The sequence below is a fragment of the Uliginosibacterium sp. 31-16 genome (genome assembly GCF_030730865.1).
Lineage (GTDB): Bacteria > Pseudomonadota > Gammaproteobacteria > Burkholderiales > Rhodocyclaceae > Uliginosibacterium.
Map to the genome: position 1 here is coordinate 297693 of NZ_JAVALZ010000001.1, position 25678 is coordinate 323370.

The 25678-nt window shown below is 61.5% G+C and carries 23 protein-coding genes; 15 read left to right on the forward strand and 8 right to left on the reverse strand.

The features are described from left to right. The first annotated feature begins 177 nt into the window (after positions 1-177). Entirely contained in the window at positions 178-1380 is a 1203-nt protein-coding gene (locus tag Q9Q94_RS01405) for an ammonium transporter (RefSeq protein WP_305978233.1), read from the forward strand. A 241-nt stretch (positions 1381-1621) separates the two neighbouring features. On the opposite strand, the gene Q9Q94_RS01410 is transcribed toward Q9Q94_RS01405, so the two are convergent. Next, positions 1622-3082, reverse strand: a complete 1461-nt coding sequence (locus tag Q9Q94_RS01410; RefSeq protein ID WP_305978234.1) for an efflux transporter outer membrane subunit — start codon at positions 3080-3082, stop codon at positions 1622-1624. Between the two features lie 87 nt (positions 3083-3169). Between Q9Q94_RS01410 and Q9Q94_RS01415 the strand changes: the two genes are divergently transcribed. The 5 genes from Q9Q94_RS01415 (at position 3170) to Q9Q94_RS01435 (ending at position 10380) form a co-directional block, all read left to right on the forward strand. Further along, the gene (locus Q9Q94_RS01415) at positions 3170-3787 is read left to right on the forward strand and encodes a TetR/AcrR family transcriptional regulator (protein WP_305978235.1); all 618 of its coding nucleotides are present in this window, start codon (positions 3170-3172) and stop codon (positions 3785-3787) included. Between the two features lie 87 nt (positions 3788-3874). Next, a complete protein-coding gene (locus tag Q9Q94_RS01420) occupies positions 3875-4999 on the forward strand; it encodes an efflux RND transporter periplasmic adaptor subunit (RefSeq protein ID WP_305978236.1) in 1125 nt (374 codons plus the stop codon). Further along, complete coding sequence (locus tag Q9Q94_RS01425; protein ID WP_305978237.1) at positions 4996-8064, forward strand: efflux RND transporter permease subunit; 3069 nt, start codon at positions 4996-4998, stop codon at positions 8062-8064. The genes Q9Q94_RS01420 and Q9Q94_RS01425 overlap by 4 nt, the downstream gene beginning before the upstream one ends. 40 nt (positions 8065-8104) lie before the next feature. Then, positions 8105-8911: an oxidoreductase gene (locus tag Q9Q94_RS01430; RefSeq protein ID WP_305978238.1), complete on the forward strand. Its 807-nt coding sequence runs from the start codon at positions 8105-8107 to the stop codon at positions 8909-8911. Positions 8912-8958: 47 nt separating this feature from the next. Next, the gene (locus Q9Q94_RS01435; RefSeq protein ID WP_305978239.1) at positions 8959-10380 is read left to right on the forward strand and encodes a DHA2 family efflux MFS transporter permease subunit; all 1422 of its coding nucleotides are present in this window, start codon (positions 8959-8961) and stop codon (positions 10378-10380) included. A gap of 644 nt (positions 10381-11024) precedes the next feature. Here the strand turns inward: Q9Q94_RS01435 and Q9Q94_RS01440 are convergent. Both Q9Q94_RS01440 and Q9Q94_RS01445 read right to left on the reverse strand, forming a co-directional pair. After that, positions 11025-12434, reverse strand: coding sequence for an ATP-binding protein (locus Q9Q94_RS01440; RefSeq protein ID WP_305978240.1), 1410 nt, complete (start codon positions 12432-12434; stop codon positions 11025-11027). Further along, positions 12431-13141: a response regulator gene (locus Q9Q94_RS01445; RefSeq protein ID WP_305978241.1), complete on the reverse strand. Its 711-nt coding sequence runs from the start codon at positions 13139-13141 to the stop codon at positions 12431-12433. The genes Q9Q94_RS01440 and Q9Q94_RS01445 overlap by 4 nt, the downstream gene beginning before the upstream one ends. A gap of 199 nt (positions 13142-13340) precedes the next feature. Here Q9Q94_RS01445 and Q9Q94_RS01450 point away from each other — a divergent pair, with 199 nt between their 5' ends. From Q9Q94_RS01450 to Q9Q94_RS01485, 8 genes are all read left to right on the forward strand, one after another. After that, a complete protein-coding gene (locus Q9Q94_RS01450; protein WP_305978242.1) occupies positions 13341-14000 on the forward strand; it encodes a PepSY-associated TM helix domain-containing protein in 660 nt (219 codons plus the stop codon). Positions 14001-14022: 22 nt separating this feature from the next. Continuing rightward, positions 14023-14538 carry a DUF2271 domain-containing protein gene (locus Q9Q94_RS01455; protein ID WP_305978243.1) on the forward strand — a complete coding sequence of 172 codons (516 nt, stop codon included), beginning with the start codon at positions 14023-14025 and terminating at the stop codon, positions 14536-14538. After that, a complete protein-coding gene (locus Q9Q94_RS01460; RefSeq protein ID WP_305978244.1) occupies positions 14535-15551 on the forward strand; it encodes an FAD:protein FMN transferase in 1017 nt (338 codons plus the stop codon). Before Q9Q94_RS01455 ends, Q9Q94_RS01460 begins: the two co-directional genes overlap by 4 nt. A 7-nt stretch (positions 15552-15558) precedes the next feature. Further along, a complete protein-coding gene (locus Q9Q94_RS01465; protein WP_305978245.1) occupies positions 15559-16962 on the forward strand; it encodes a sulfite reductase subunit alpha in 1404 nt (467 codons plus the stop codon). A 74-nt stretch (positions 16963-17036) separates the two neighbouring features. Beyond that, positions 17037-17357, forward strand: a complete 321-nt coding sequence (locus tag Q9Q94_RS01470) for a hypothetical protein (RefSeq protein WP_305978246.1) — start codon at positions 17037-17039, stop codon at positions 17355-17357. A gap of 34 nt (positions 17358-17391) precedes the next feature. Then, the gene (locus Q9Q94_RS01475) at positions 17392-19665 is read left to right on the forward strand and encodes a nitric-oxide reductase large subunit (RefSeq protein ID WP_305978247.1); all 2274 of its coding nucleotides are present in this window, start codon (positions 17392-17394) and stop codon (positions 19663-19665) included. 164 nt (positions 19666-19829) lie between these two features. After that, positions 19830-20087 carry a DUF3079 domain-containing protein gene (locus Q9Q94_RS01480; RefSeq protein WP_305978248.1) on the forward strand — a complete coding sequence of 86 codons (258 nt, stop codon included), beginning with the start codon at positions 19830-19832 and terminating at the stop codon, positions 20085-20087. Between the two features lie 36 nt (positions 20088-20123). Then, positions 20124-20591: an Rrf2 family transcriptional regulator gene (locus tag Q9Q94_RS01485; RefSeq protein WP_305978249.1), complete on the forward strand. Its 468-nt coding sequence runs from the start codon at positions 20124-20126 to the stop codon at positions 20589-20591. Between the two features lie 140 nt (positions 20592-20731). Here the strand turns inward: Q9Q94_RS01485 and Q9Q94_RS18005 are convergent, their stop codons facing one another. The 5 genes from Q9Q94_RS18005 to Q9Q94_RS01510 are packed head-to-tail and all read right to left on the reverse strand — an operon-like array spanning position 20732 to position 23322. Next, positions 20732-21100 (reverse strand): hemerythrin domain-containing protein, encoded by a 369-nt coding sequence (locus tag Q9Q94_RS18005; protein WP_371929808.1) that lies wholly within the window; start codon positions 21098-21100, stop codon positions 20732-20734. A 7-nt stretch (positions 21101-21107) separates the two neighbouring features. Continuing rightward, the gene (locus tag Q9Q94_RS01495) at positions 21108-21893 is read right to left on the reverse strand and encodes a ferredoxin--NADP reductase (protein ID WP_305978251.1); all 786 of its coding nucleotides are present in this window, start codon (positions 21891-21893) and stop codon (positions 21108-21110) included. Beyond that, positions 21877-22614 (reverse strand): hypothetical protein, encoded by a 738-nt coding sequence (locus tag Q9Q94_RS01500; RefSeq protein ID WP_305978252.1) that lies wholly within the window; start codon positions 22612-22614, stop codon positions 21877-21879. Before Q9Q94_RS01500 ends, Q9Q94_RS01495 begins: the two co-directional genes overlap by 17 nt. 44 nt (positions 22615-22658) lie before the next feature. Beyond that, positions 22659-22970 carry a hypothetical protein gene (locus Q9Q94_RS01505; RefSeq protein ID WP_305978253.1) on the reverse strand — a complete coding sequence of 104 codons (312 nt, stop codon included), beginning with the start codon at positions 22968-22970 and terminating at the stop codon, positions 22659-22661. A gap of 7 nt (positions 22971-22977) precedes the next feature. Continuing rightward, entirely contained in the window at positions 22978-23322 is a 345-nt protein-coding gene (locus Q9Q94_RS01510) for a metal-sulfur cluster assembly factor (protein WP_371929809.1), read from the reverse strand. Positions 23323-23902: 580 nt separating this feature from the next. On the opposite strand from Q9Q94_RS01510, the gene Q9Q94_RS01515 reads away from it, so the two are divergent. After that, the gene (locus Q9Q94_RS01515) at positions 23903-25678 is read left to right on the forward strand and encodes a pectate lyase (protein WP_305978254.1); all 1776 of its coding nucleotides are present in this window, start codon (positions 23903-23905) and stop codon (positions 25676-25678) included.

Sequence of the window (25678 nt, forward strand, 5' to 3'; positions counted from 1 at the left end):
CCGAACCCGCCCCGGCAAGCACACAACAGGTGCATGAACCCGGAGCACGCACAAAGACAGCGCATCAAAATACCTTTGCATGCCGGACGCACCCACCCAAGCCATTGATTCAATTGAAACTGAAATTTGGCTCGCTTCATGCTTAAAGCTCCGCCATTGTGCAAAACGGAGTCCAAGATGGAGCAGTTCAAAACTTCCACTGACGTGTTATTCGTGCTTCTCGGCGCCATCATGGTGCTGGCCATGCACGCCGGCTTCGCCTTTCTGGAGCTGGGCACGGTGCGTCGCAAGAATCAGGTCAATGCCCTGGTCAAGATCCTCGCCGATTTCTGTGTCTCGACCATCGCCTATTTCTTCATCGGTTATGGCGTCGCCTACGGCATCCATTTCTTCGACGGGGCCCCGGTATTGAATGCCAACGAAGGCTACGGCCTGGTCAAGTTCTTCTTCCTGCTGACCTTCGCCGCCGCCATTCCCGCCATCATCTCCGGCGGCATCGCCGAACGCGCACGGTTTTCCCCGCAGATGGCGGCGACCTTCGCACTGGTCGGGCTGGTTTATCCCTTCTTCGAAGGCATCGCCTGGAACGACAACTTCGGCATCCAGCCCTGGATCGAATTCGCCTTTGGTGCAAAATTCCACGACTTTGCCGGCAGCGTCGTGGTGCACGCCGTCGGCGGCTGGATTGGACTGGTTGCCGTCGTGCTGCTCGGAAACCGCCGCGGCCGCTACAACAAGGATGGCGGCATCTCGGCCCACCCGCCCTCAAGCATTCCCTTCCTGGCGCTTGGCGCCTGGATCCTCACCGTCGGCTGGTTCGGTTTCAACGTGATGAGTGCGCAGAAGCTCGAAGCCATTACCGGCCTGGTCGCCGTCAATTCGCTGATGGCACTGGTGGGCGGCACGCTGGCCGCACTCGTGCTGGGCAAGAACGACCCGGGCTTCGTGCATAACGGTCCGCTCGCTGGGCTGGTCGCCGTGTGCGCCGGCTCCGACCTGATGCACCCTCTAGGGGCACTGGTGGTAGGCAGCGTTGCCGGTGCCTTGTTCGTCTACATGTTCACGCAAGTGCAGAACCGCTGGAAGATCGACGACGTACTCGGCGTCTGGCCCTTGCACGGCCTTTGTGGAGCCTGGGGCGGAATCGCCGCCGGCATCTTCGGCCAGAAAGCTCTCGGCGGCATGGGAGGCGTAAGTTTCTGGGCACAAATCCTCGGCACGCTTGGCGGCATCACCGTCGCAGTGATCGGCGGCGGCATCGTGTACGGCACAATCAAGAAGACGACCGGCCTGCGCCTGGATGCCGAAGAGGAATTCAACGGGGCTGACTTGTCCATCCATAAGATCAGCGCTACACCCGAGCGGGAAACCAACTGGTAACAGTTGTGTTAGGTAGGAATAAAGTCTGTCGGGCTGAAATAAAGTCTGTCGGACTTTTTGCCAACCTCAGAAAAAGCCCACGACAAATGTCGTGGGCTTTTGTTTAGTCGTGCCTTTACAGGTTTGCTTGCACTTTGACTGGCCGCGGAGGGGCAGTCATTCGGCCTAAGCAGTCGGTCGCCACATCCATCTCAAACGACTGATGCTGCGTAGCAAGCAGACAATGTCTTTCCAATGGCTGTTATCTGAGTGCCGCCGCGTCTGGTTCGCCTGGCTGCCAGCCGCCGCCCAGCGCCCTGAAAGCCGCGACCGCTGCGCGCGCCGATTCGGTTTGCGCCTGCACCCGCGCATCGGTGACGCGCAACAGGTTTTCGTCGGCCAGCAGCACTTCGATCAGGCTGACGACGCCCTTCTGGTACGCGGCAAACGAGGCGCCGCGCGCGCGGCCGAGCGAATCCACACCCTGAGTCAGTTCGGCCGTTTGCGCTTCGCGCTTGACCAAGGTCGACAAGGCGTTTTCTACATCCTCCGCCGCCCGCAGCACAGCCAGCCGATAAGCCGCCAGGATTTCGGCCTCCTGCCCCTTAGCCTGCTCGATCTGCGCGTTGATGCGGCCGAAGTCGAACAGACGCCAGCGCAGACCCAACATGCCGGAAGCCTGGTTGGCGCCAGTGGTGAACAGATTGCCGCTCGATACCGTTGTCGCGCTGCCGACCAGCCCGCTCAGCGAGAGCTTGGGGTAGTACTCGGCGATGGCGACGCCGATGCGCGCGTTCGAGGCGGCCAGGCGACGCTCTGCCACGATCAGGTCGGGCCGGCGGCGCAGCAGATCGCCCGGCGAGCCGGTGGCGGTGATCTGCGGTGCGGCCGGGATGTCGGCGCTGTCGTTCAGCTCGGCGCGATGCGTGCCGGGCGGCGTGCCCAGCATCACATCCAGCGCGTTCATGGCCACCTCCAGACCCGCTTCCAGCGCGGGGATCGACGCCCGCACCTGGGCCAGCGCGCCTTCGGCCTGGCGCACCTGAAGCTCGGGCGCCAGGCCCTTGCCGTAGAGCAGCTTGATGGTGGCGAGCAGGTCCTGCTGCGTACGCTCCTGGCGGCGCGCGACATCCAGACGGGCCTGCAGGCCGCGAATGCTGATGTAGATGTCGGCGGTCTGGGCCGCCACGGCCAGCCGCGTGGCGACTGCGCCAGCTTCCGAGGCGCGGTACTCGGCCAGTGCGGCTTCGCGCCCCCGGCGCAGACCGCCGAACGCGTCGAGCTCCCAGCTCGCGCTCAGATTCATTTCATATGAATTGCCGTAACGGTCGAAGCCGGGCGTTGAGTTCAGCACCTGCCCCAGCGGCGTTTCCACCGACTGGAAAGCGCGGGCCGCCTGGCCGCTCACCGTGCCGGAAGGCAGCAGTGCGGCATTGGCCGCGCCCAGCCCGGCACGCGCTTGCGTCACGCGCGCCGAGGCTTGGGCGAGATCAAGATTCTGTTCCAGCGCCAGCGTCACGAAATGCGTCAGTTGCGGATCGCCGAACCCCGCCCACCAGGTGGCGAGCTCGGCGCTGGCTTTCGCCGGCCGCTGATCCACCGCCGCCTGACCCTGGAAGTGGCCGGGCAAGGGCGTGTCGGGGCGGACATAGTCGGGACCGACGGCGCAGCCGGCCGACAGGCCGGCGACCAGCAAGGCGATGAGCGTGAGTTTGGGCGACATGGGTTTCTTTCTAGGGGCAGATGAGTGACCATAATACCAATCGGTCACTAGTTGTCTAGTCTTTCCCGCTGGCGTAAGCTGGCGCCCATGACGAAAACCAGTACCTATGCCGCCTCGGCGCGGGGCCCGGCCGACCACGAGGTGCGCGGCCAGATCGTGCTCGCCGCCACCGAGCACTTCAGCCGCTACGGCTACGAGAAGACGACCGTTTCCGATCTCGCCAAGGCCATTGGCTTCTCGAAGGCCTACATCTACAAGTTCTTCGAGTCCAAACAGGCGATTGGCGAAATGATCTGCGCCAACTGTCTGGGCAAGATCGGCAACGACATTAAGGCCGCCATCGACCAGGCCGACCGACCGCCCGAGAAACTGCGGCGCATGTTCAAGGCCATCGTCGAATTGAGCCTGCAGTTGTTCTCCCAAGACCGCAAGCTGTACGAGATCGCGACCTCTGCCGCCACTGAGCGCTGGCAATCCACGCTCGCCTACGAAGAGCAGATCCGGACCTTGCTGAGAGGCATCCTGGAAGAGGGGCGGCAGAGCGGGGATTTCGAGCGCAAGACGCCTCTGGATGAAACCGTGATGGCGATCTATCTGGTGATGCGTCCCTTCTTGAACCCGCTGATCCTGAAGCACAGCCTGGACTACACCGAAGACGCGCCGGGCCAACTTTCCAGCTTGGTGCTGCGCAGCCTGTCTCCGTGAAATAATGCAAAATCAACAGTGACTATTGACTAAATTGGTCACAAGAATGATGATGAAGGTCCCGATCACTTCGCCAAAGGGACTTTCATGCTCCGGCTCGCCACTCCTTTATTCATTTGCGCCTTGCCCCTGGCGCTGGTCGCTTGCGGCGAACAGGCTCCGGCCGATCCGCGCACCGGACAGCCCCTGGTGCGTACCGCCATCGCCCGCGAGGCGGGTGCGGCTTCACGTTCCTTCACCGGGACCGTAGCGGCCCGGGTGCAGAGCGATCTCGGCTTCCGCGTTCCCGGCAAAGTGCTGGAGCGTCTGGTGGATACCGGGCAAAGCGTCAAGCGCGGCCAGCCGCTGATGCGCATCGACCCGGTCGATCTGAAACTGGCGGCGCAAGCCCAGCAGGAGGCGGTGGCCGCCGCGCGGGCCCGTGCCCTGCAGACGGCGGAAGACGAGACCCGTTACCGCGATCTGCGCGGCACCGGCGCCATCTCGGCTTCAGCGTATGACCAGGTCAAGGCAGCCGCTGATGCCGCCAAGGCGCAACTCAGCGCGGCCGAAGCTCAGGCGGATGTCGCCCGCAATGCCAGTCGTTACACCGAGCTGCTGGCCGATGGCGACGGCGTGGTCATGGAGACGCTGGCCGAACCCGGCCAGGTCGTCAGCGCAGGGCAGGCTGTGATGCGCCTGGCCCATGCCGGTCGCCGCGAAGCGTTGATCCAGCTGCCGGAAACGCTGCGCCCGGCCATCGGCTCGGTGGCGCAAGCCACCTTGTTCGGCAAGGAAGGCACGGCCGTTCCGGCCAGGCTGCGCCAGCTTTCCAATTCGGCGGATCGCCTCACGCGCACCTTCGAGGCGCGCTATGTGCTGGAGGGCGAGCTGTCGAACGCGCCGCTGGGTACCACGGTAACGATCCAGATTTCGGAAGAGTCGTCTTCAAAACAGGGCAGTCGGCAGGCTGCCGGTCTGCATGTGCCAATCGCAGCCCTGTTCGACCCGGGCAAGGGCCCTGGGGTGTGGGTGATCCAGGGCGAGCCGGCGAAGGTGTCCTGGCGGCCGGTCGCGGTTCAGCGCATCGACGACGCCGGCGCCTATGTTTCGGGCCCGCTCAAGCAAGGCGAGCGGATCGTTGCGCTCGGCACGCATCTGCTGCGTGAAGGTGAAGAGGTCCGCGTAGCGGGTCTTGCCTCCGGCAAGGCGACGGAAGGAGCGCGTCCGTGAGCGAGAGCCGTTTCAACCTATCTGCGCTCGCGGTCCGCGAGCGCGCCATCACCCTGTTCCTGATCTTCCTGATCTCGGCCGCGGGCATTCTCGCCTTCTTCAAACTGGGGCGCGCGGAAGATCCGCCCTTCACGATCAAGCAGATGACCATCATCACCGCCTGGCCGGGCGCAACCGCGCAAGAGATGCAGGATCAGGTCGCCGAGCCGCTCGAAAAGCGCATGCAGGAGCTGCGCTGGTATGACCGCACGGAAACCTTCACCCGCCCGGGTCTGGCCTTCACCATGGTGTCCTTGCTCGACAGTGCGCCGCCTGCGGAGGTCAAGGAAGAGTTCTACCAGGCGCGCAAGAAGATCAGCGACGAGGCCAAGAAGTTGCCTGCTGGGGTCATCGGCCCGATGGTCAACGACGAATATGCGGACGTGACCTTCGCGCTCTTCGCCCTCAAGGCCAAGGGCGAGCAGCAGCGCTTGCTGGTGCGCGACGCGGAAGCACTGCGCCAGCAACTGCTGCATGTCGCCGGCGTGAAGAAGGTCAACATCATCGGCGAGCAACCCGAACGCATCTTCGTGTCCTTCTCGCACGACCGTCTGGCAACGCTGGGGGTCGCGCCGCAAGACATCTTCGCCGCGCTCAACAGCCAGAACGTGTTGACGCCCGCCGGCTCGATCGAGACCAAGGGCCCACAGGTCTTCGTGCGCGTCGATGGCGCCTTCGATACGCTGGAGAAGATCCGCCAGACCCCTATCGTTGCACAGGGGCGCACGCTGAAGTTGTCGGACGTGGCCAGCGTCGAACGCGGTTATGAAGACCCTGCCACCTTCCAGGTCCGCAACGGCGGCGAGCCGACGCTCTTGCTCGGCGTGGTGATGCGCGACGACTGGAACGGGCTGGACCTGGGCAAGGCGCTTGGAGCGGAAGTCACCAAGATCAACGCGGAACTGCCGCTGGGCATGACGCTGACCAAGGTGACCGATCAGGCCGTCAACATCAGCTCGGCGGTGGACGAGTTCATGGTCAAGTTCTTCGTCGCCCTGCTGGTGGTGATGGTGGTGTGTTTCGTCAGCATGGGTTGGCACGTTGGCATCGTGGTGGCGGCAGCTGTGCCGCTGACGCTGGCGGCGGTGTTCGTGATCATGGCGGCCACCGGCAAGAACTTCGACCGCATCACGCTCGGCTCGCTGATTCTGGCACTGGGCCTGTTGGTGGATGACGCCATCATTGCCATCGAGATGATGGTGGTGAAGATGGAGGAGGGTTATGACCGCATCGCGGCCTCGGCCTACGCCTGGAGCCATACCGCGGCGCCGATGCTGTCCGGCACGCTGGTCACGGCCGTCGGTTTCATGCCCAACGGCTTCGCGCGTTCCACCGCCGGTGAGTACACCAGCAACATGTTCTGGATCGTCGGTATCGCACTGATCGCCTCCTGGGTGGTGGCGGTGGTGTTCACCCCCTACCTTGGTGTGAAGCTCTTACCAAACTTCAAGAAAGTCGAAGGGGGTCACGCGGCCATCTACGACACGCCGCGCTACAACCGCTTTCGTCAGCTGCTGGGGCGCGTCATCGCCCGCAAGTGGCTCGTCGCCGCTACGGTGGTCAGCTTGTTCGTGATGGCGGTGCTGGGCATGGCCGTAGTCAAGAAGCAGTTTTTCCCGACATCCGACCGGCCGGAAGTGCTGGTCGAGGTGCAACTGCCTTACGGCAGCTCGATCGAGCAGACCAGCGCCGCAACGGCGAAGGTCGAAGCCTGGCTCGCCAAGCAGGCGGAAGCCAAGATAGTCACCGCCTACATCGGTCAGGGCGCGCCTCGCTTCTTCCTGGCCATGTCGCCGGAGCTACCCGATCCATCCTTCGCCAAGATCGTGGTGCTCACCGGCAACGACAAGGAACGTGAGGCCCTCAAGTTCCGGCTGCGAGAGGTGATCGCCGAGGGCCTGGCGCCCGAGGCGCGGGTGCGCGTCACTCAGATCGTGTTCGGGCCGCCTTCCCCCTTCCCGGTGGCCTACCGCGTCACGGGACCGGACCCGGTCAAGCTGCGCGAGATTTCCGCCGAGGTCGAGGCCGTGATGCATGCCAGCCCGATGATGCGCACGGTCAACACGGACTGGGGTCCGCGCGTCCCGACCCTGCATTTCACCCTCGACCAGGACCGGCTCCAAGCCGTGGGGCTGAGCTCCAGTTCGGTGGCCCAGCAGTTGCAGTTCCTGCTGAGCGGCGCGCCGCTGACCGAGGTGCGCGAGGATATCCGTTCGGTGCAGGTGGTCGGTCGCTCGGCCGGCGACACCCGTCTCGACCCAGCCAAGATCGCCGGCTTCACGCTGGTCGGCTCGGCCGGACAGCGCATTCCGCTGTCGCAGGTGGGCAAGGTCGAGGTGCGCATGGAAGACCCGATCCTGCGGCGACGCGACCGCACACCGACGATCACCGTGCGCGGCGACATCGCCGAAGGCCTGCAGCCGCCGGACGTGTCGACGGCTATGACCCAGCAGCTGCAGCCCGTCATGGCCAAGCTGCCGAGCGGCTACCGCATCGTAGAGGCCGGCTCCATCGAGGAAGCCGGCAAGGCGACGGTCGCCATGCTGCCGATCTTCCCGATCATGCTGGCGGCTACCCTACTGATCATCATCCTGCAGGTGCGCTCGATCTCCGGCATGGTCATGGTCTTCCTGACCAGCCCGCTGGGGCTGATCGGCGTGGTGCCGACGCTGCTGCTGTTTCAACAACCCTTCGGCATCAACGCGTTGGTCGGCCTGATCGCGCTGTCCGGCATCCTGATGCGCAACACGCTGATCCTGATTGGCCAGATCCGGGAGAACGAAGAGGCCGGGCTCGATCCCTTCCGCGCGCTGGTGGAAGCGACCGTGCAGCGCGCGCGGCCGGTGATCCTGACCGCGCTGGCCGCGATCCTGGCCTTCATCCCACTGACCCATTCGGTGTTCTGGGGAACGCTGGCCTACACGCTGATCGGCGGCACGCTGGCCGGCACGGTGCTGACGCTGGTGTTCCTGCCGGCCATGTATTCCATCTGGTTCAAGATCAGGCCCGTGCCTTCGCAGAGCTGAGCCTTTCACCCCAAGTCACCCATACAAAAAAGGATCTACCATGTCTAATTCAAAAGTTGTCGTTGTGACCGGCGTATCGTCGGGCATCGGGCGCGCTGCCGCCAGCCAGTTTGCCCAGCAGGGTTGCCGGGTCTTCGGCACCGTGCGCAATAAAGCCAGCGCGCAAGCCATTCCGGGCGTCGTACTGGTCGAGATGGATATCCGCGACGAAGCGTCCATCGAGCGCGGCATCCAGACCGTCATCGGCCATGCCAGGCGCATCGACGTGCTAGTCAACAGCGCGGGCGTGACGCTGCTGGGCGCGACCGAGGAAACCTCGATCGACGAAGCGCGGACCTTGTTCGACACCAACCTGTTCGGCCTGCTGCGCACGATCAAAGCCGTGCTGCCCTACATGCGCGGTCAGGGCTCTGGGCGCATCGTCAACGTCAGCTCGGTGCTGGGCTTCCTGCCTGCGCCGTACATGGCGCTTTACTCCGCCTCCAAGCATGCGGTGGAAGGCCTGTCCGAGACGCTGGATCACGAGGTGCGCCAGTTCGGCGTCCGCGTGGCGCTGGTCGAGCCTTCCTTCACCAAGACCAACCTGGATCTCAACGCGCCGCAGACCGTCGCCAGAATTCCGGCCTACAGCAAGGAGTTGGGCGTCGTGTCGCAAGCCATCCAGAACAACGTGCAGAAAGCGCCGCTGCCCGATGGCGTCGCCAAGACGATTGTCGACGCCGCCCTGGGGCCTTGGAAGACGCGTCACACGCCCAAAGGCGAAGCGTCGCTGCTGGCCAAGCTGCGCCGTTTCATGCCCGCTGGTCCGGTCGGGAAGGGCATCAGGAAAACCTTCGGTCTCGCCTGAATCGCAGCCCCACCTACCCCGTCAATCGCCAGCACTCGAAGAGCACCATGAGCCCCCCTGACAAGCAGAGCATCCTGTCTTCGCCTGCTTTCATGGGGCAGGCCTCACCATGGCCGGTGTTCTGGGTAGCCAGCATCGCGGTGTTTCTGGTGTCGATGGACGGCACCATGCTGTTCGCCGCCTTCAGCGCCCTGCGGGCCGGTTTTCCGCAGGCCACGGCGGCCGATCTCTCGTGGGTGCTGAACGCCTACACGGTGGTGTACGCCGCGATGCTGATCCCCGCCGGCGGACTGGCCGACAGGCATGGGCGCAAGAAAGTGTTTCTGCTGGGCGTGGCGCTGTTCCTAGCGGCGTCGGTGGCCTGTGGTCTGGCACCGAACGTAGCCTGGCTGGTCGCGGCAAGAGCGCTGCAAGCTCTGGGCGCCGCGTTGCTGACGCCGGCTTCGCTCTCGCTCGTGCTGGCGGCCTTCCCGGTCAACAAACGTGCGGTGGCGGTCAGCTTGTGGAGCGCGGTCGGCGGTCTGGCCGCCGCCGTGGGCCCCAGCCTAGGCGCCTTCGTTGTGGCCTCGCTCGGCTGGCAGTGGGCCTTCTACCTGAACCTGCCGCTGAGCATGTTCGCCATCTGGCGCGGCGTCACGCTGCTGACCGAAGCAAAACAGCCCAACAAGGGACGGCCACTCGATCTGGTGGGCATGGGCCTGCTGATCGTCGGCATCGGTGCCCTGTCGCTGTCCATCGTGCAGGCCGAGTCGCCCGACTGGTCGCGCCCCGAGTTGCTGGAAGTGGCCGGGCTCGGGCTCGCGAGCATCGCCGGATTCATCGCCTGGGCGCGGCTTGCCCGCGCGCCACTGGTAGACCTAGGCCTGTTCCGCAACGCCACCTACCGCTATGTGAATCTCGCGAGCCTGAGCTTCGGCATTGCGTTCTCGATGATGTTCTTCGCCTTCTTTTTCTACATGAAGTCAATCTGGCACTACTCGCTGCCCTTGGCTGGCCTGGCGATCACGCCTGGCCCATTGTTGGTGACCCCGGTGGCCGCGCTCTCGGGGCGGCTCGCCAGTCGCCATGGCCATCGTCCGCTGCTGCTGGCGGGGAGTTTGATCTATGCGGCGAGCGGACTATGGTTCTTGCTGGTGCCAGGCACCGAGCCTGCCTATCTGACGCAATGGCTGCCGGGCGCGTTGCTCAGCGGCATGGGCGTGGGCATGGTGCTGCCGTCATTGTCGGGCGCGGCTGTCAGCCACTTGCCCGCACAGCATTACGCCGTCGGCAGCGCCATAAATCAGGCAATACGTCAGATCGGTTCGGTCATGGGCGTTGCCCTGACTGTGGTGCTGCTAGGGAGCAGCACGTTGCAGCGTGCGGACTTCAATGCCGTCTACCTGTGCCATATGGGTCTGGCACTATTGACCGCTGCGCTGTGTCTCCCGGTCAAGACCCGGCCGGCAAGCGCTGCCAGGAAATCGTGAGCCGCCCCCAAGCCCAAACCCCCTGCATCAAGTGGCATTCACCAAGCGGAAAGATCATTGAAATGGAAAAAATTCAATTGACTGGACAAGCCAGCATTCGGACGCAATTCAACGCATGCGCGCTGGCGGGGGAGCGCCCGGTCTGGCGCGAGCGGAGCAAATTGCCGGCAAGAGCGGGCGAGCCATTCTCGAAGCCATGTTGTCTGGCGAGCTACCTGTTACCACACGAACCTTGCTGGATTTTCTGCTTAAGGACTTGGCGCACTCGCAGGAATATGATTGGGACGCGCAGGGAAACAACCAAAACATGTCGTAATGACAGGCTTTGCCGCGGAGATTGCAGTCTTCCAGCAGTGGAATTCCTTGCACCGGCCCAAGCAGGTGTTCCAGACGTGCACGATCAGGATGTCTGCTGGATCGGCGTCGTATTCATTCAGTAACTTGAAGCCGGCCAGAACGCCCCTTGAATGGCCGCTCTACTTTGCGGGCTCAACTGACGGATGCAACACACTTTGCATAGCGTCGGCAGCATTCGCCAATGCGAAGCCTGGACACAGCCCCTATGGGGAACCGCATGTGGCGGACTTCTCCGGCATGGTACGCTGAAGAGGCAGGCGCAGAGCGGCTCTTCAGGCAACACCGGATCAGGGGCGTGGCAGCATCAGGCAGGCCGTCACCCCTGATCCGGCGTCACTCTTCAGAGTGAGCGTGCCGCCGTGCGCTTCCGCAATGGCCTTGGCGATCGGCAGGCCCAGCCCGGTGCCGCCAGTGTGACGGGCACGTGAAGCCTCAAGACGGAAGTAAGGCTCGAAAACCTTGTCGAGCTCGCCAGCCGGAATGCCCGGGCCCTTGTCGCGGATGCTCACCTGCACGGCGTGGCCCAGGTCTTCGACCTGCAGATGGATGGCTCCGCCTCCGTAGAAACGGGCATTGTCAAGGAGGTTGGCGATACAACGACGCAGTGCGTGCGGGCGCGCCTTGATTGACTGAGCACAGCGGCCCTGACGGATAATCGTGGCGCCGAGCTCCTCCATGTCCTCAACCAGACTGTCGAGCAATGCGTCGAGGTTCACCGCAACCAGCGCTTCCGTGTTCGAGCCGGCCCGCAGGAAATCCAGGGTGTGGCCGATCATCGCGTCCATCTCGGCCAGATCACGCTCCATCTTTTCCTTCAGCACCGGTGCAATGTCACCTTCCAGGCGCAGGCGCAGGCGGGTGATCGGTAAGCGCAGATCGTGTGAAACAGCCGACAGGGCCTGGGCGCGAGTATCGACGAGGCGCTTGATGTCACGCTGCATGGCATTGAAGGCCTGAGCAGCCAGACTCACCTCCTGCGGTCCTGCCTCAGGCAGGGGTGGCTGGTTGAGATTGCGGGCAAGCCCGGCCGCTGCACTGGCAAAATTGGCCAGCGGTCGCGTCAGCCGGCGCACCGTCCATATCGACAAGGCCGTGGTCGACACCCCGAGCAGCAGCAACAGGGCAATCAGGCGATAAGGCAGCGCTGTCGCGGGGACCGGCAAGAGATGGTGGAAAGTCACGACCGTACCGTCCTGCAGCCGGATCTGCGCAACATAGGTGCGCGCAAACAGTTTGCCGCGCGGTGGATCGTCATGCTCTCGATCCTTGTCGTCGTCATCCTTGTCGTGCCGGAGAATGGGTGGCGGATGCAGGCTCAGCAACAGGGGATCCACCCGTTCCAGCGCAAGCATCTGAACCTCCAGCCCGCGGGCAAGCTGTCGTCTTGCTTCCATGGCAAAGCCCTGTGCATCCAGCGAGGTATCAATCTTCTGCGTCGCCCAGGGCAGCTCAAGCGTCAGCATGGTTGGCTGCACACTCAGGGCCTTCACCAGTAGCGGGCGTTCGGCCGGCTCGGCGTTATCCAGCACCGTGGCAATCCCGGCCATGCGCTGTGCGGCATATTCGGCAAGCAGCTTGTAGTTGAGGCGGCCACGATCATCGAGCAACAACCACAAGCCAGCCAGTTGCACCACCAAGAGCACCGCAAACAGGGCCGCGGCGATTTGCCCGAACAGGGTGCGAGGCCACCATTTCATGAGCGTGATTCCACGCGCGCGACGAGCATGTAGCCCTCGCTGCGTACGGTCTTGATGAGCTGCGGGTCACGCGCATCATCGTTGAGACGACGACGCAGACGGGAAATCATCACATCGATGGTGCGATCGAAGGGGCCGGCATCGCGCCCCGCCAACGCATCGGTCAGCTGATCACGCGAGAACACACAGTTGGGCGTTTCCGCCAGCACATGCAAGAGACGGAATTCACCGGTCGACAGCGCGATGACAACACCATCAGAGCCGATCAGGTTATGCGCCGCCAGATCCAGTGTCCAGCCTGCGAAGTGCAGCAGCGTGGAGGCGCGACCGCGCGATTCGTGATCTTCGGCACGGCGCAGGATGCTTCGCACCCGGGCCAGCAACTCGCGCGGATTGAAGGGTTTGGGCAGATAGTCATCGGCCCCCATTTCAAGACCAATGATGCGATCCATGTCATCGCCACGCGCGGTCAGCATGAGAATCGGCAGACGCGAGGACGCACGCAGATTGCGACACAGAGAGAGACCATCTTCCCCCGGCAACATCACATCAAGGATCAGCAGATCCGGCACGAAACCATCTATCAGCCCACGCATGCTTTTGCCATCACAGGCTGTCTCGACAATGTAACCATTGCCACCAAGGTAGCTGCGCAACAGCTCCGTCAGTTCGGGATCGTCATCAACGACGAGGATCTTCTTGCTCATGGGCCGGGCTCATGTTTTCCAGACCCAAGAATAGCCCGGATTTCATGTCAGGAAAGCATTGTGAATACACGCTTACACCCATTCACAAGCCATTTACAAAACCCCCTGCAAATCCAATACCCGGTTCACACGTCCGGGGTTCAATGCGGTCACACCAATGCAGCAGGACCTGCATGGACAACCTACAGGAAACAGAAAAGTGAAGCTAGGCAACAAGCAGCCAGAGTCGCTGAAAAGTCAGGATACAGCACCTCTGCGTCGGGCCGCGTGGATGCGCACGCTCACCACCTGGCACTGGATCAGTTCGGCGCTGTGTCTGGTCGGCATGCTGTTCTTCGCCAGCACCGGCATCACCCTGAACAATGCCGAATACTTCGAGAGTACAACGCCGGCGACGACCCGCCATGAAGGCATCCTGCCCGTCGAGGTTCTGAACGAACTCAACGCAACCGAGGCGACAGGAGGCGATTTGCCAGCCTCCCTGCACCGCTGGATCAGACTCACATGGGGGCTGACGCTTTCGCCGAAGGCGACCGAGTGGCAAACAGCCGAGGTCTACGTCGATCTCAAACGACCGGGTGTGGATGCCTGGCTCAGCGTAAAGCGCAGCACCGGCAGCATCCAGTACCAAGCGGACGACCACGGCTGGGTGGCGTATTTCAACGACCTGCACAAGGGCAAGAATGCCGGCCGCGCCTGGAGCTGGCTGATCACGGCATTCGGTATCGGCTGTGTCGTCTTCAGCGTAACCGGATTGCTGATCCTGCAGATACATGCCCGATCACGCTGGAAAGTATGGCCAATCACCGGCTTGGGCCTTGTGATCCCGCTCGTCCTGATCCTGCTTTTCGTTCATTGATACCCACATGGAAAGGAATATCGTGAAAATCCGTATGATCTCCTCCGCACTCTCCCTGATCGGTCTGGGAGCCAGCGCCCCCGGCTTCGCCGCCGATGCCCAGCTGGAAATCAATATCCCTTCGATGGGAAAGCGCCCGTATGTCGCCGTCTGGCTGGAGAAAGCCGGCAGCCACGAGTTCGCCGGCAACATCGCCGTCTGGTATGACATGCGCAAGCCAAACAATATCGGTGCCACCAAGTGGCTGCCTGACATGCGCGAATGGTGGCGGGTCAGCGGCAGCCAGGCAAGCTTTCCGATTGATGGCGTCTCCGGCGCTACCCGGCCGGCCGGCGAACACACGATCGATATCGGTGCATCCGGAGCGGCAAAGAAGCTGCCCCCTGGAAACTATGAAGTCGTGATTGAAGTGGCTAGGGAAAAGGGTGGCCACGATCTGGTACGCCTGCCCTTGCAGTGGCCTCCGCGCAGTGCAGCTACAGCGGAAGGCTCCGGCAAGGCTGAGCTTGGTCAGGTACGCCTGACGAGTAAACCATGATGGCAAATGCTCCAGCTGCCCGGGTCCTGATTCCGGCGCGACTCAGCCCAGACTTCAGTACGCTGGATGGTGATTTGCGCCAGCTGGCGGGCCAGTGCATGGGAACGAGCTGGAGCGTTCGCGTGGTATGCCCGGACGATTCCCGGTTTGCGCGGCTGGAGGCTGACATTTCGGGCATTCTCGACACCATCGAGACACAGATGAGTCATTTCCGCCACGATTCAGACCTGTGTCGATTCGCCCGGCTGAATGCTGGCGAATGGCTGGAGATGCCGGCAGAGTTTGCCCACGTCATGCGTGCCGCGCTGGAGGTGGCAGGTCTCAGCAACGGCGCCTTTGATCCGGCCATCGCCGCAGCGGTCGATGCCTGGGGCTTCGGCGCACGCCAGGCTTATACCGCGCCCGGGTTCAAACCACCGGCCACCGTGACCACCCAGGCACACTCCGGCTGGCGAGAGCTTGTGATCGACGATAACAGCCGTCTGCTGCAGCCCGGAGGGGTTTCACTGAACTTCGCCGCAATAGCCAAAGGTTTTGCGGTCGATGCGCTGTCGGAATATCTCGCCCGGCTCGGTCTGCACAACCATCTGGTCGAAATCGGTGGGGAGCTGCGTGGCGCAGGAGTGAAACCGGACTACCAGCCCTGGTGGGTTGCGCTTGAATCGCCTGAGACAGACTGCCCCCTTCCCGCCACCCGCATCGCGTTGCACGGACTGGCAGTGGCGACATCGGGCGATTATCGCCGGCGCTATCACGCGGGTGATCGATTCGTGCAGCACACCATTGATCCGCGTACCGGCGCACCGGTTTTGCACGCTCTGTCCTCCGTCACGGTCATTCACACGGAATGCATGCTGGCCGATGCCTGGGCAACCGCGCTGATGGTTCTTGGTGCGGAGGAAGGGCTCCGGCTGGCCACCCGGCAAGGGCTGTGTGCCCTGCTGCAGTGGCGTGACGCACGAAGCGTCTGGCGCGAAGCCGCCAGTCCGGCATTTCAGGAATTAGCGCCGTAAGAATCATATGGACCTGACTACCTATCTTTCCGGCGATGCCTGGCGACTCTGGGCCGCCCTGAGCATCACCTTTGCCTACACCCTGTTCTGTTACGTCCTCTTCCATCGCGCACGCAATGCAGGACAGATCACCGTCATGCAGCAGGGCACGGGCAAGCCTGTTCTGGTCGTTTACGCCAGCCAGACAGGTCAGGCCGAATCAATCGCTCGACATACAGCCAGTGAGCTGTCCGGCAACGGCACTCCGGTGCATCTCAGCCGCATCGACCAGCCCTGGCTGGAGGATGCCGCCAGTGCAAGCCGCGTGTTCTTCATCGTCAGCACCGCAGGCGACGGAAGCTCGCCCGATCACGCTCTCGGTTTCGTACACAAGCAGCTGGACAAACCATGCGCTGGACTGCAAGGCGTACGTTTCGGCCTGCTCGCACTGGGCGATCGCAACTACCCGGATTTCTGCGCTTTCGGCCGCAGGCTCGATCAGTGGCTTCAGGCTTGTGGCGCACAACCCGAATTTTCCCGTATCGAAGTCGACAAGCTGGAGGGCCAGGCCTTGGCGGCATGGAACGGGCACCTGCAAGGTTTTGGCACAAAGATCCAGGCCGGAGCGCCTGCTGCCACGGAGCCGGATGATTATGCCGAATGGCGCCTGCTCAGCCGTTGCTGTCTGAACGCGGGCAGCCCCGGCAGCTCGATGTGCAAGGTTGTGCTGCAGCCGGTATCCGGCGGCTTGCCGCAGTGGCATGCCGGCGATCTCGCCGACGTTCTGATCCCCGGAGGAGATGGCAAGCCACGCTCCTATTCGATATCCAACCTGCCGGATGACAACCGGATTGAACTCATCGTGCGCAGCGTCGTGCGCGAGGATGGCACGTCCGGACAGACTTCCGGCTGGCTCAACCAGCACGCCCAGCCAGGCGATGCACTGAAACTGAGAGTTCGCTCGAATCCAGGCTTCAATCTTGGCGCCGATCTGAGCAAGCCCCTGATCCTGATCGGCGCCGGAACTGGCATTGCCGGACTGCGGGGTCATTTGCAGGCCCGGGCGAAGGCCTTCTCAGCATCCGCTCAGCCGGCGCCCGAACACAACACCTGGCTGCTGTTCGGGGAACGCTCCGGCCGGCATGACCGACCCTGTCATGCGGAAATCGACAAGTGGCAACACACCCGGCTGCTCACCAGGCTGGATCTGAGTTTTTCACGCGATGATCCACGTACTCCTTACGTACAGCACCATCTGCAGGAGCACGCGAAAGAATTGCAGGAGTGGGTTGAAAACGGCGCCAATATCCTTGTCTGCGGTTGTGCAAAAACCATGGCGCGCAGCGTTGATCAGAGCTTGCGCAACATTCTTGGTGATGCGTCGGTAGACGATCTGCTGATGTCCGGACGGATGCGCCGCGACATCTTCTGAACCCACCGTCTGATAGCAGAAATAAAAGCGGCGGACGCTGAAGAGCCGCGCTCCGCCTGCCTGCCTGCGCAGCCATGCTGGCTGGAGAGCAAGGCGTGGAGGGCCTCTTCAGCCAGCATAAAATCAATCTGAAATGGCTCCTCGAATATAGCCGTCAGCTCACCCAACGAGGGGCGCTCATACGGCAGGTGGCACATCCTTGCGTCAAAGACCGGCACCTCCATCAGGCGTTACGGCATAACGCCGACACATTGCGCGATGGAACCCAAGCCTATGCGTTCAGCCTGCTGCGCGACATTCGCCGGGAGCACAACCTGATCCAGATCGAAAGAACCAGTTTCATAAGCTTCATTTTTAATGTATCTTATAAAAAGATTCATCAAGAAAGAATCTAATCGCCATTCCTTCTGCCCTTCGGGAGAACCTCTCATGCATTCATCAAGACGCCTCTGGCGCTGGCTCGCCGCCGTTTTTCTTCTCTCATTCGCCGTTCTCGGCTGGATGGGCCGCGAGATTTACCTCGCAGCACCACCAATCCCACAAAAAGTCCTGTCGGCAGACGGCTCGGCGGTATTCGGCCCTGATCAGGTCATGCACGGCCAGCAAGCCTGGCTGTCTGCCGGCGGCCAGCAGCTTGGCTCAGTATGGGGTCACGGCAGCTATGTAGCACCAGACTGGTCCGCCGACTGGCTGCATCGTGAAATCGTAGCGTTGCGTGAAGCGCTGGCACAGAAACAGTTTGCCCAATCGTTCAATCAACTCGACAGTGGTCAGCAAGCGCTGATCGGGCAGCGGGTCAAAGAAGAGCTGCGCAGCAATAGCTATGACGCGGCCAGTGGCACACTCACCCTGAGCGTGGAGCGCGCTGCCGTAGTACGCCAGCTGGCCACTCACTATCAGGGCTTGTTCGGTGATGACAGCGCGCAGGACGCATTGCGCGAGCAGTACGCAATGGTCAAGGCCACTCTGAAGGATCCTGCCGATCTGCAGGCTCTGCCCGCGTTCTTCTTCTGGTCCTCATGGTCCGCAGCAACCGACCGGCCCGGCGAAACGAATCTCTCCTACACCAGCAACTGGCCACATGAACCACTGATCGACAATGTACCAACGCCCGGCAACGGCATCTGGTCCATCGTCAGTGTAATCCTGCTGATCGCAGGTATCGCCTTCATGATCGCTTGGCATTCTGCGGCCAAGGAAGAAGCCGATCCGGTGCCACCAGCTCAGGACCCGTTATTCGAACTCAAGCCCACCGCTTCAATGCGGGCGACCACCAAATACTTCTATGTGGTGATCGGCCTGATCCTGCTGCAGGTGGTCATGGGCGTAGTGTCTGCCCACTATGCTGTAGAAGGTCAGAGCTTCTTTGGCATCCCGCTAGCCGAAGTACTGCCCTTCACAGTCAGCCGCACCATCCATACTCAACTCGGCGTACTGTGGATCGCTACTGCCTGGCTCGCCACTGGCCTCTACATCTCGCCGGCCCTCTCCGGACATGAACCGAAGTATCAGGCCTTCGGGGTAAACGTCTTGTTCTACGCGCTGCTGTTGATCGTGGTCGGCTCGATTGCCTGCGGATGGATCGGCTCCCTGCAGCGCCTGGGCACCAACTTCGCTTTTTGGCTCGGCAACCAAGGGCTGGAATACACCAGCATGGGACGCATCTGGCAATACGGCCTGTTTGCCGGCCTGATGATCTGGCTGGGCCTGATGGCACGCGGCTTGTGGCCAGCGTTGCAGAAGCCATCCGAATCACGCGGGCTGATCGCCATGGTCTTCCTGTCGGCCACCTGCATCGGCGCCTTCTACGCCAGCTCTCTGATGTGGGGCCAGCGCAGCCACTACTCGATGATCGAATACTGGCGCTGGTGGCTGGTCCACCTGTGGGTGGAAGGCTTCTTTGAAGTATTCGCCACCGCAGTGATCGCACTGATCTTCACACGCCTTGGTCTGATCCGTACCGCCTCAGCCAACGCAGCCATCGTCATGGAGACCATCGTGTTCCTGTTTGGTGGCATCCTGGGCACGCTGCACCATCTTTACTTCACCGGTTCGCCAACGTCGGTAATTGCCGTCGGCGCGGTATTCTCGGCGCTGGAAGTGGTGCCACTGGCTTTGATCGGCTTCGAAGGTTATCGCAATTATCAGCGCAGCCAGGCGGCCCCTTGGGTAGCAAGCTACCGCTGGATCATCTTGTGCTTCGTTGCCGTCGGCTTCTGGAATTCGGTTGGCGCGGGCCTGCTTGGCTTCTCGATAAACCCACCGATCTCGTTGTACTACCTGCAGGGCCTCAACATGACTCCGGCCCACGGCCACGCTGCGCTGTTCGGGGTGTATGGCATGCTCGGCATCGGCCTGATGCTGTTCTGCCTGCGTGGCCTGATGCCACGCGAGAACTGGCAGGACGCTTGGCTTCGCCGCATGTTCTGGGCACTCAACATCGGATTGGCCATGATGGTGTTCATGTCGTTGGTGCCAGCAGGGATCTATCAAGCCTGGGCCAGCGTCAGTGAAGGTCTGTGGTTCGCTCGCTCACCGGAGATTGTACAGTCCACCGTGATGCGCACTCTGGTGTGGCTGCGCGTGCCAGGCGACATCGTGTTCTCCATCGGCGTACTGTGTCTGGGAGTGTTCGCCCTGCGTCTGCTTGGCAAACGGCGCAGCACAGTAGTCAATGGCAAGATCCAGACGGCGGAACGCTGAATCAACCCCCGCTACTCGCCCGCGCGAATGCGCGGGCGTTTTTTGCAGATCAAGCATGAGCTACCTTGCGCCGTATTCATAGCCGCCTTGCTCTGCATGGGCTATATCGTTCTGGTGGCCAGAACGCTCGGCCCCGCCGGGCCTGCTGACTGGAGCCTGAAGACATGACCAAGAAGTTTCCGCTTCATCCCAAGCACCCCGAACGCATCTGCTGGGGTTGCGACCGCTATTGTCCTACCGATGCGCTGGCCTGTGGCAACGGCTCGGGCCGCACTCTGCACCCATGTGAAATGCTTGGAGACGACTGGTACCTGCACGGCGACTGGGGGCTCGACATCGAAGCCTCGGAAGCAGCAGGCAGCGCCCGATCGACCAATTTCGATCCAACGGATCCCGCAGATGACGAGAAGAGATCACAATAAACAACCTAACCAAACATTCAGCCACCTCAACCCCCTATGCGACTGACCAGCTTCACCGACTACACCCTGCGGGTGCTGATGTATCTGGCACTGAACACCGAACGGCTCGCCACGATCCAGGAAATCGCGCAGTCTTATGGCATTTCAGAAAGTCATCTGACCAAGGTCGTTCACCATCTAGCCAAGACAGGGGATGTCGAGTCCGTGCGCGGCAAGGGTGGCGGCATTCGTCTGGCGAAACCGGCCAGTGAGATTCGCATCGGGGAGATCATCCGACGGGCTGAAGGCGACGCCCCGATCGTCGAATGTCTCCAGGAAGGCGGCAACTGCAGGATTACCCCTGCCTGCAAATTGGCAAAAATTCTCGAAGACGCATTCAATGCGCTTTTTGCCCGCCTCGACGAGTACACCCTGGCGGACCTGACGGTAAAGCCGCAGGCGTTGGTGCGTTTCCTTGCACGTGACGGTAGCCGCATACAAGAGCATTCGGGAAGCAACAGATAGAGCAGACCCGAAGAGCACAATCCGGTCGCACCAAGCTTGGTATATGCCGCCTGATCCATGTCGAGGGGTGGCAGGCCCCATCGCAGATTTCCTGCGGCAAAAAAATGTGGTCGAAGAACTACACCACACGCAGGCTCACCCTAAGCTTCACGCATACACGCTTCAAACGCAGGAAAAAACTCGCGCTCTTCGAAGCGCACGTGTTGCTGCAACAGATAAGCAAAATCCTTCAGACACTGCCGGTCACCCGATTCAATTCGCAGCAGATAATCGCGCAGGGCACGATGCTCATCGTTCAGGCGCAGGGCGAGGCCGGGACTGCGCTGCATCACGGCAGGCGACAAGCCCTCCTCTTCTACCCGAAAATGCGCAAGGATCTCTTGCGTGCGTTGCATCACTTGCGCATGCAGGATTTCAACATCATCAGTTTGCACAAGAATGCGGCGTGCGAGAGACAGCGCGGTGTGGTGCTCACGCGACAACGGCATCAGTTCAGCGCTACGTTTCATTGAAAACTCACCAGTAATTCTCGAACAGCATGCTGCCGACCAGACCGCGTCTACAGGGCTGAAACCCCCGTACCGACAGAAATTTGCGCATGTCGGCCGTGAAATCAGGGTTGCCACAAACCATCACGCGGCTATGTGCAGCCTCCAGCGCCACGCCTGCCTCGGCCTGAAGCTCGCCAGAGCTCAGCAGTGCGGGAATCCGCCCCTGCAACGACGTAACGCCCGGGTCGCACGTTACGATAGGCAGGTAGCGCAGACGCCCACCCGAAGCCCCCGCCAGCGCATACAGCTCATCAGCATAGGCGAGATCTGCCGCATGACGGACAGCATGAACCAGCACCAGGCGTGAAAATCGCTGCAAAACACCCTCCGTGCGCAGCAGCGAAACATAAGGTCCCAGCCCAGCGCCAGTGGCAAGCATCCACAGATCCTCACCCGAGCTCAGTTGCGAAACCACGAAGAAACCCAACGCTGCAGACTCCAGCGCCAGCGACTGGCCGACCGCGCAACTTGCGAGCTGGCTCGTGAAAGCACCACCAGGCAACAGGGTGATCAGAAAATCCAGCCCATCATCGGCTGCCGCAGACACGATGGAATACGGCCGCCAGATGGTTGTGCCCGGTTTTTCTGCATCGTGTATCGACAGCCCCAGACGCGCGTAATGACCGGGCTGGAATCTGAAACCCTGCGGCCGGGTGATCCGCAGCGACCACAAGGTAGGGGACCAGTATTGCAGGCGCTCGATACGCTCGACGGTAAACTGCCGTTGCAGGGGCTCAGGTGATGTGAGCACGCATCTTCTCCTTGGACTGACGTCCCGCCTGCAGGCTCTCCAGCACCATTACCACAAACAGCAGCAAGACCAGTGCATTACCAAGCCCACCCCACTGCCTCCAGGCAAATTCGCCACTCCATACACTCAGCACACGCAAGGCCAGACTGCCGTGCAACAAAACCAGTGGCAGATAGAAGCCCGCATGCCAGCGCAGGCGTAGGCGGGTCAGCGCCGGCACGATGACAGGGGCGTGGCCAAACACCATGGCAAAGACGAACCCCAGTAGCAAGGCATGCAGCGCAGCATCACGCAGCAAGCTGCCGCTCGCAAGGCCACCGGCCAGGCCCAGCACAGCGGCAACACCCAGCCACAGATAACCGGAAAGCAGACAGACCGCCATGTAGCGGGTCAATCCTTGCATGCGCACAGTCCGGCGCGCAATGTCATAGCGTAACAACCAGCCAGCCAATAACAGCAGAGCCAGTGCGTACGTGTTCAAAGCTTCCGGATATATCCCTGCCGCCGTCGCACTTAGCAAGAGCAGAGTGGTAATGGCGCCAAACGCGACGCGCGAAGCATGCGACGTCGGCACGAAGCGCGACAGTTCAAGCCGCTCGCCCGCAATGGTCAGGATCAGAAAAGCAGACCAGGCAGGCACGGCCGCAATCAGGCTGCCGCTGCCCCACCACAGCAAGTTGCCCAGCAACCAGGCTATAGCCGCGATGGCAAGCGTAGCCAAGTGTGCTTCGCGCCGTCTGATCCAGACGTCGATACAAGCGGCACTCATGCACAACGCGGCCAGCGCCAGCAGCACCGCCCCCAGATTTCACCGGGCCAGACAAGCAGCGTCATGGCTGCAATACCCGACAAGAATGGAGCGAGATAAGGCCATCCGCGCCCCAAGGCGACCGCACGTTCGAGGCCAATCAGCGTTCCAAAGAAGCCGCCCACCATCAGCGCGCCATGCACGCCAACCAGCATCACGAAGAAAGGGGGCATCGCAATCCCGAGCCGCGCCAGCCCGGACAGCACGCCAGCCACCAGCGACAGCACGGCGGGCAGGATCAACGACACCCGCAAAAGGGAGAAAGCCATCGGCACGTCACTCGCCCCAGCCAAAATGCTGACGCGCCTCTGCACTCATGCGTTCGGGACTCCATGCCGGCTCCCACACGAGTTGAACGGTCACCGACTGACCAGGCCGAACACTATCGGCCAGAACGGCTTCTGCTTCGGCAACGATCATTTCTCCCATCGGGCAAGCCGGCGAGGTCATGGTGAGATCGAGCTCGACACCGCTTTCGCTTGCTTCGAGCCGATACACAAGCCCCAGGTCGACTATGTTCATCCCGACTTCGGGGTCGATAACCCGGCGCAAAGCCGTACGCAAGATGGTTTCGATTTGAGCAGATTCGGAAAGCATGGTTTGACAACCAATAAGATTCATTAACAATGTATCTTAACTGTAGTCTCCCTCGCTTTTGAATGCAACGTGTGCAGATGTCACACAGGGCAAACCAGCCTACTTTGGCGAACAGCCCTGCCACAGAATCAGACAGTGAAACCATTCAGATCGTCGCTCCGCTATCATCCACGACAGGCAGATAGACAGGCAGATCATCAGCCTCCATCCGAAAATTTCTCGACAAAATATCGGGTCATTCACGAGCACCTGTCCGGCCAGTTTGATTACTCCGCCGGGCCTTACCACAAGCGTGGCCATGGCTGCATGCTTGGCGGAGCGTACTGGCTGAGCAACAACGTATACGTATGACGCTCTGGCGAAGACAGATTGGGAACGCAATACGTTCATTGCGGGCGAAAAAGGCGACACCAAGGCCGGATCAAAGACGCACCCAAACGGGTTGATGAGCACAGCACCCGCTTCGGCATCGTCAAGGAGTTCTGATCAGTCCTGAGCTGCTGAGCAAGACCTGAGGAGTACCATGACTCCGCTATTTTTCCGGCACCTCACCCGGTTTATAGCGGAGTCGCTTTTTGTGGATCACGCTTTCGGGAGTCTTTCCATGCAACGTCGCAACTTCGTCAAAAGTCTTGTCTCGACTCCATTTGCTCTCGCGGCAACATCCAGCATCGCCGCAGACGCACGCCCACTTCAACCAGGCAATCTGCGCAACGGCGTACTCAACGCAATGCGCCGCGCAGTGCAGCACATGGATGAAAAGGTTTCGTTTCGCGGAGGCTACGTCTGGGCTTATCTGCCGGACCTCACGGTTACCTGGGGTGAAATGGAGGCCAAACGCAGCATGTGCTGGATCCAGCCCCCCGGCACGCCGACCGTTGGCCATGCGTTCATCGATGCCTGGAATGCTACGGGAGAGGATGTGTTTTACGCGGCAGCCGAGCGTACGGCTCTTGCGCTCATCGAAGCACAGCTTCCTTGCGGCGGCTGGAATTACATCCACGACTTTGCAGGAGAAGAATCACTCAAACACTGGTACGAGACCATCGGCAGGAATGGCTGGCGACTCGAGGAGTTTCATCATCATTACGGCAACGCCACTTTTGATGATGCAGGCACGGCCACCACAGCGCAGGTATTGCTGCGCATGTATCTGGCAAAACGCGATGAGCGTTTCCGTGCCCCGCTTTATCGGGCCATCGATTTTATCCTGCAGGCCCAGTACAAGGGCGGCATGGCGGATGGCGGATGGCCGCAGCGCTGGCCACATTTCAGTGGTTCAACGGCCCACATGCCGACACCACCTGGATTGCCTGACGGCGCGAGGCATGGCATGGAAGATGGTGATTACACCCCGCATGTCACCTGGAATGACGACGTAGCCGGCGAAAACGTCAAGTTCCTGCTGCTGTGCGTAATGGGGCTTGGCGAAACCCGCTTGCTGCCTGCCGTCAAACGGGCCATGGACTGCATGCTGCGCATGCAACAGCCCGCCCCACAAGCCGGCTGGGGACTACAGCACCTCGCTGCACCAGCCCAAAACCGTCCTGCAGGAGCTCCCGCAGGTGCCCGCAGCTATGAGCCACGCGCGCTGACGACCCATACAACAGCAACAAACATCCAGCAGCTTTTCCACTATTTCCGTCTGACCGGAGACCGCAAATACCTCGCCCGCATACCGGAAGCCATTAGCTGGCTGAAGACCTGCACACTCAGCGAGCAGATGCTCGCCGAGAACCCGCTGTTACGCGGACGCACTCATGCCACATTCATTGAGTTGGGCAGCAACCGGCCGCGCTTCGTGCACCGCTATGGCTCCAACGTGCACAACGGCGCCTATTACACGGATCATGATCACCGCGACACTCCCAGCCACTATTCGGCTGGCCGGACCGTGAATACGGACGCCTTGCAGGCCGAATACGAAACCCTGATGGGGCTGCCCGCTGCGGCAGTCACCGAAATGCATTCCCGCTCGCCCCTTGCTCTCACGGCGCCAGTCGCACTGCCGCACTATTTCTCGCTCCGTGAAGTGGATTTCCCCGACCTGTTTGCCGGCGCCAGAATTTCAGCACCTGCCGTCAGCGAAGGTGAAGCGGGACAACTCATACAGGATCTGGGTGACAAGAATTACTGGGCCACACCACTACCCGCCATCACCAATCCATATCGGGGTGACGGGCCACGGGCAGCGCATGCCGGGCGCGAGTACATGAGCCGCAACGTGGGCGACCGTTACGACACCTCGCCCTACGATCCACGCATCCCGCCTGACATTGCGCCCTACACAAAACAAGACCGCCCACTCGGCATTACGACTTCGTCTTTTGTCAGCAAGCTCGGCAAGCTGATCGCGTTCTACGCGCCCGAAAAAAGCTGA

Excerpts from the sequence above, each read along its gene's own strand:
- Q9Q94_RS01405 (WP_305978233.1), top strand. The coding sequence starts at position 178 with ATGGAGCAGTTCAAAACTTCCACTGACGTGTTATTCGTGCTTCTCGGC.
- Q9Q94_RS01410 (WP_305978234.1), bottom strand. The coding sequence starts at position 3,082 with ATGTCGCCCAAACTCACGCTCATCGCCTTGCTGGTCGCCGGCCTGTCG.
- Q9Q94_RS01415 (WP_305978235.1), top strand. The coding sequence starts at position 3,170 with ATGACGAAAACCAGTACCTATGCCGCCTCGGCGCGGGGCCCGGCCGAC.
- Q9Q94_RS01420 (WP_305978236.1), top strand. The coding sequence starts at position 3,875 with ATGCTCCGGCTCGCCACTCCTTTATTCATTTGCGCCTTGCCCCTGGCG.
- Q9Q94_RS01430 (WP_305978238.1), top strand. The coding sequence starts at position 8,105 with ATGTCTAATTCAAAAGTTGTCGTTGTGACCGGCGTATCGTCGGGCATC.
- Q9Q94_RS01435 (WP_305978239.1), top strand. The coding sequence starts at position 8,959 with ATGAGCCCCCCTGACAAGCAGAGCATCCTGTCTTCGCCTGCTTTCATG.
- Q9Q94_RS01440 (WP_305978240.1), bottom strand. The coding sequence starts at position 12,434 with ATGAAATGGTGGCCTCGCACCCTGTTCGGGCAAATCGCCGCGGCCCTG.
- Q9Q94_RS01445 (WP_305978241.1), bottom strand. The coding sequence starts at position 13,141 with ATGAGCAAGAAGATCCTCGTCGTTGATGACGATCCCGAACTGACGGAG.
- Q9Q94_RS01460 (WP_305978244.1), top strand. The coding sequence starts at position 14,535 with ATGATGGCAAATGCTCCAGCTGCCCGGGTCCTGATTCCGGCGCGACTC.
- Q9Q94_RS01465 (WP_305978245.1), top strand. The coding sequence starts at position 15,559 with ATGGACCTGACTACCTATCTTTCCGGCGATGCCTGGCGACTCTGGGCC.
- Q9Q94_RS01470 (WP_305978246.1), top strand. The coding sequence starts at position 17,037 with ATGCTGGCTGGAGAGCAAGGCGTGGAGGGCCTCTTCAGCCAGCATAAA.
- Q9Q94_RS01475 (WP_305978247.1), top strand. The coding sequence starts at position 17,392 with ATGCATTCATCAAGACGCCTCTGGCGCTGGCTCGCCGCCGTTTTTCTT.
- Q9Q94_RS01480 (WP_305978248.1), top strand. The coding sequence starts at position 19,830 with ATGACCAAGAAGTTTCCGCTTCATCCCAAGCACCCCGAACGCATCTGC.
- Q9Q94_RS01485 (WP_305978249.1), top strand. The coding sequence starts at position 20,124 with ATGCGACTGACCAGCTTCACCGACTACACCCTGCGGGTGCTGATGTAT.
- Q9Q94_RS18005 (WP_371929808.1), bottom strand. The coding sequence starts at position 21,100 with ATGAAACGTAGCGCTGAACTGATGCCGTTGTCGCGTGAGCACCACACC.
- Q9Q94_RS01505 (WP_305978253.1), bottom strand. The coding sequence starts at position 22,970 with ATGGCTTTCTCCCTTTTGCGGGTGTCGTTGATCCTGCCCGCCGTGCTG.
- Q9Q94_RS01510 (WP_371929809.1), bottom strand. The coding sequence starts at position 23,322 with ATGAATCTTATTGGTTGTCAAACCATGCTTTCCGAATCTGCTCAAATC.
- Q9Q94_RS01515 (WP_305978254.1), top strand. The coding sequence starts at position 23,903 with ATGCAACGTCGCAACTTCGTCAAAAGTCTTGTCTCGACTCCATTTGCT.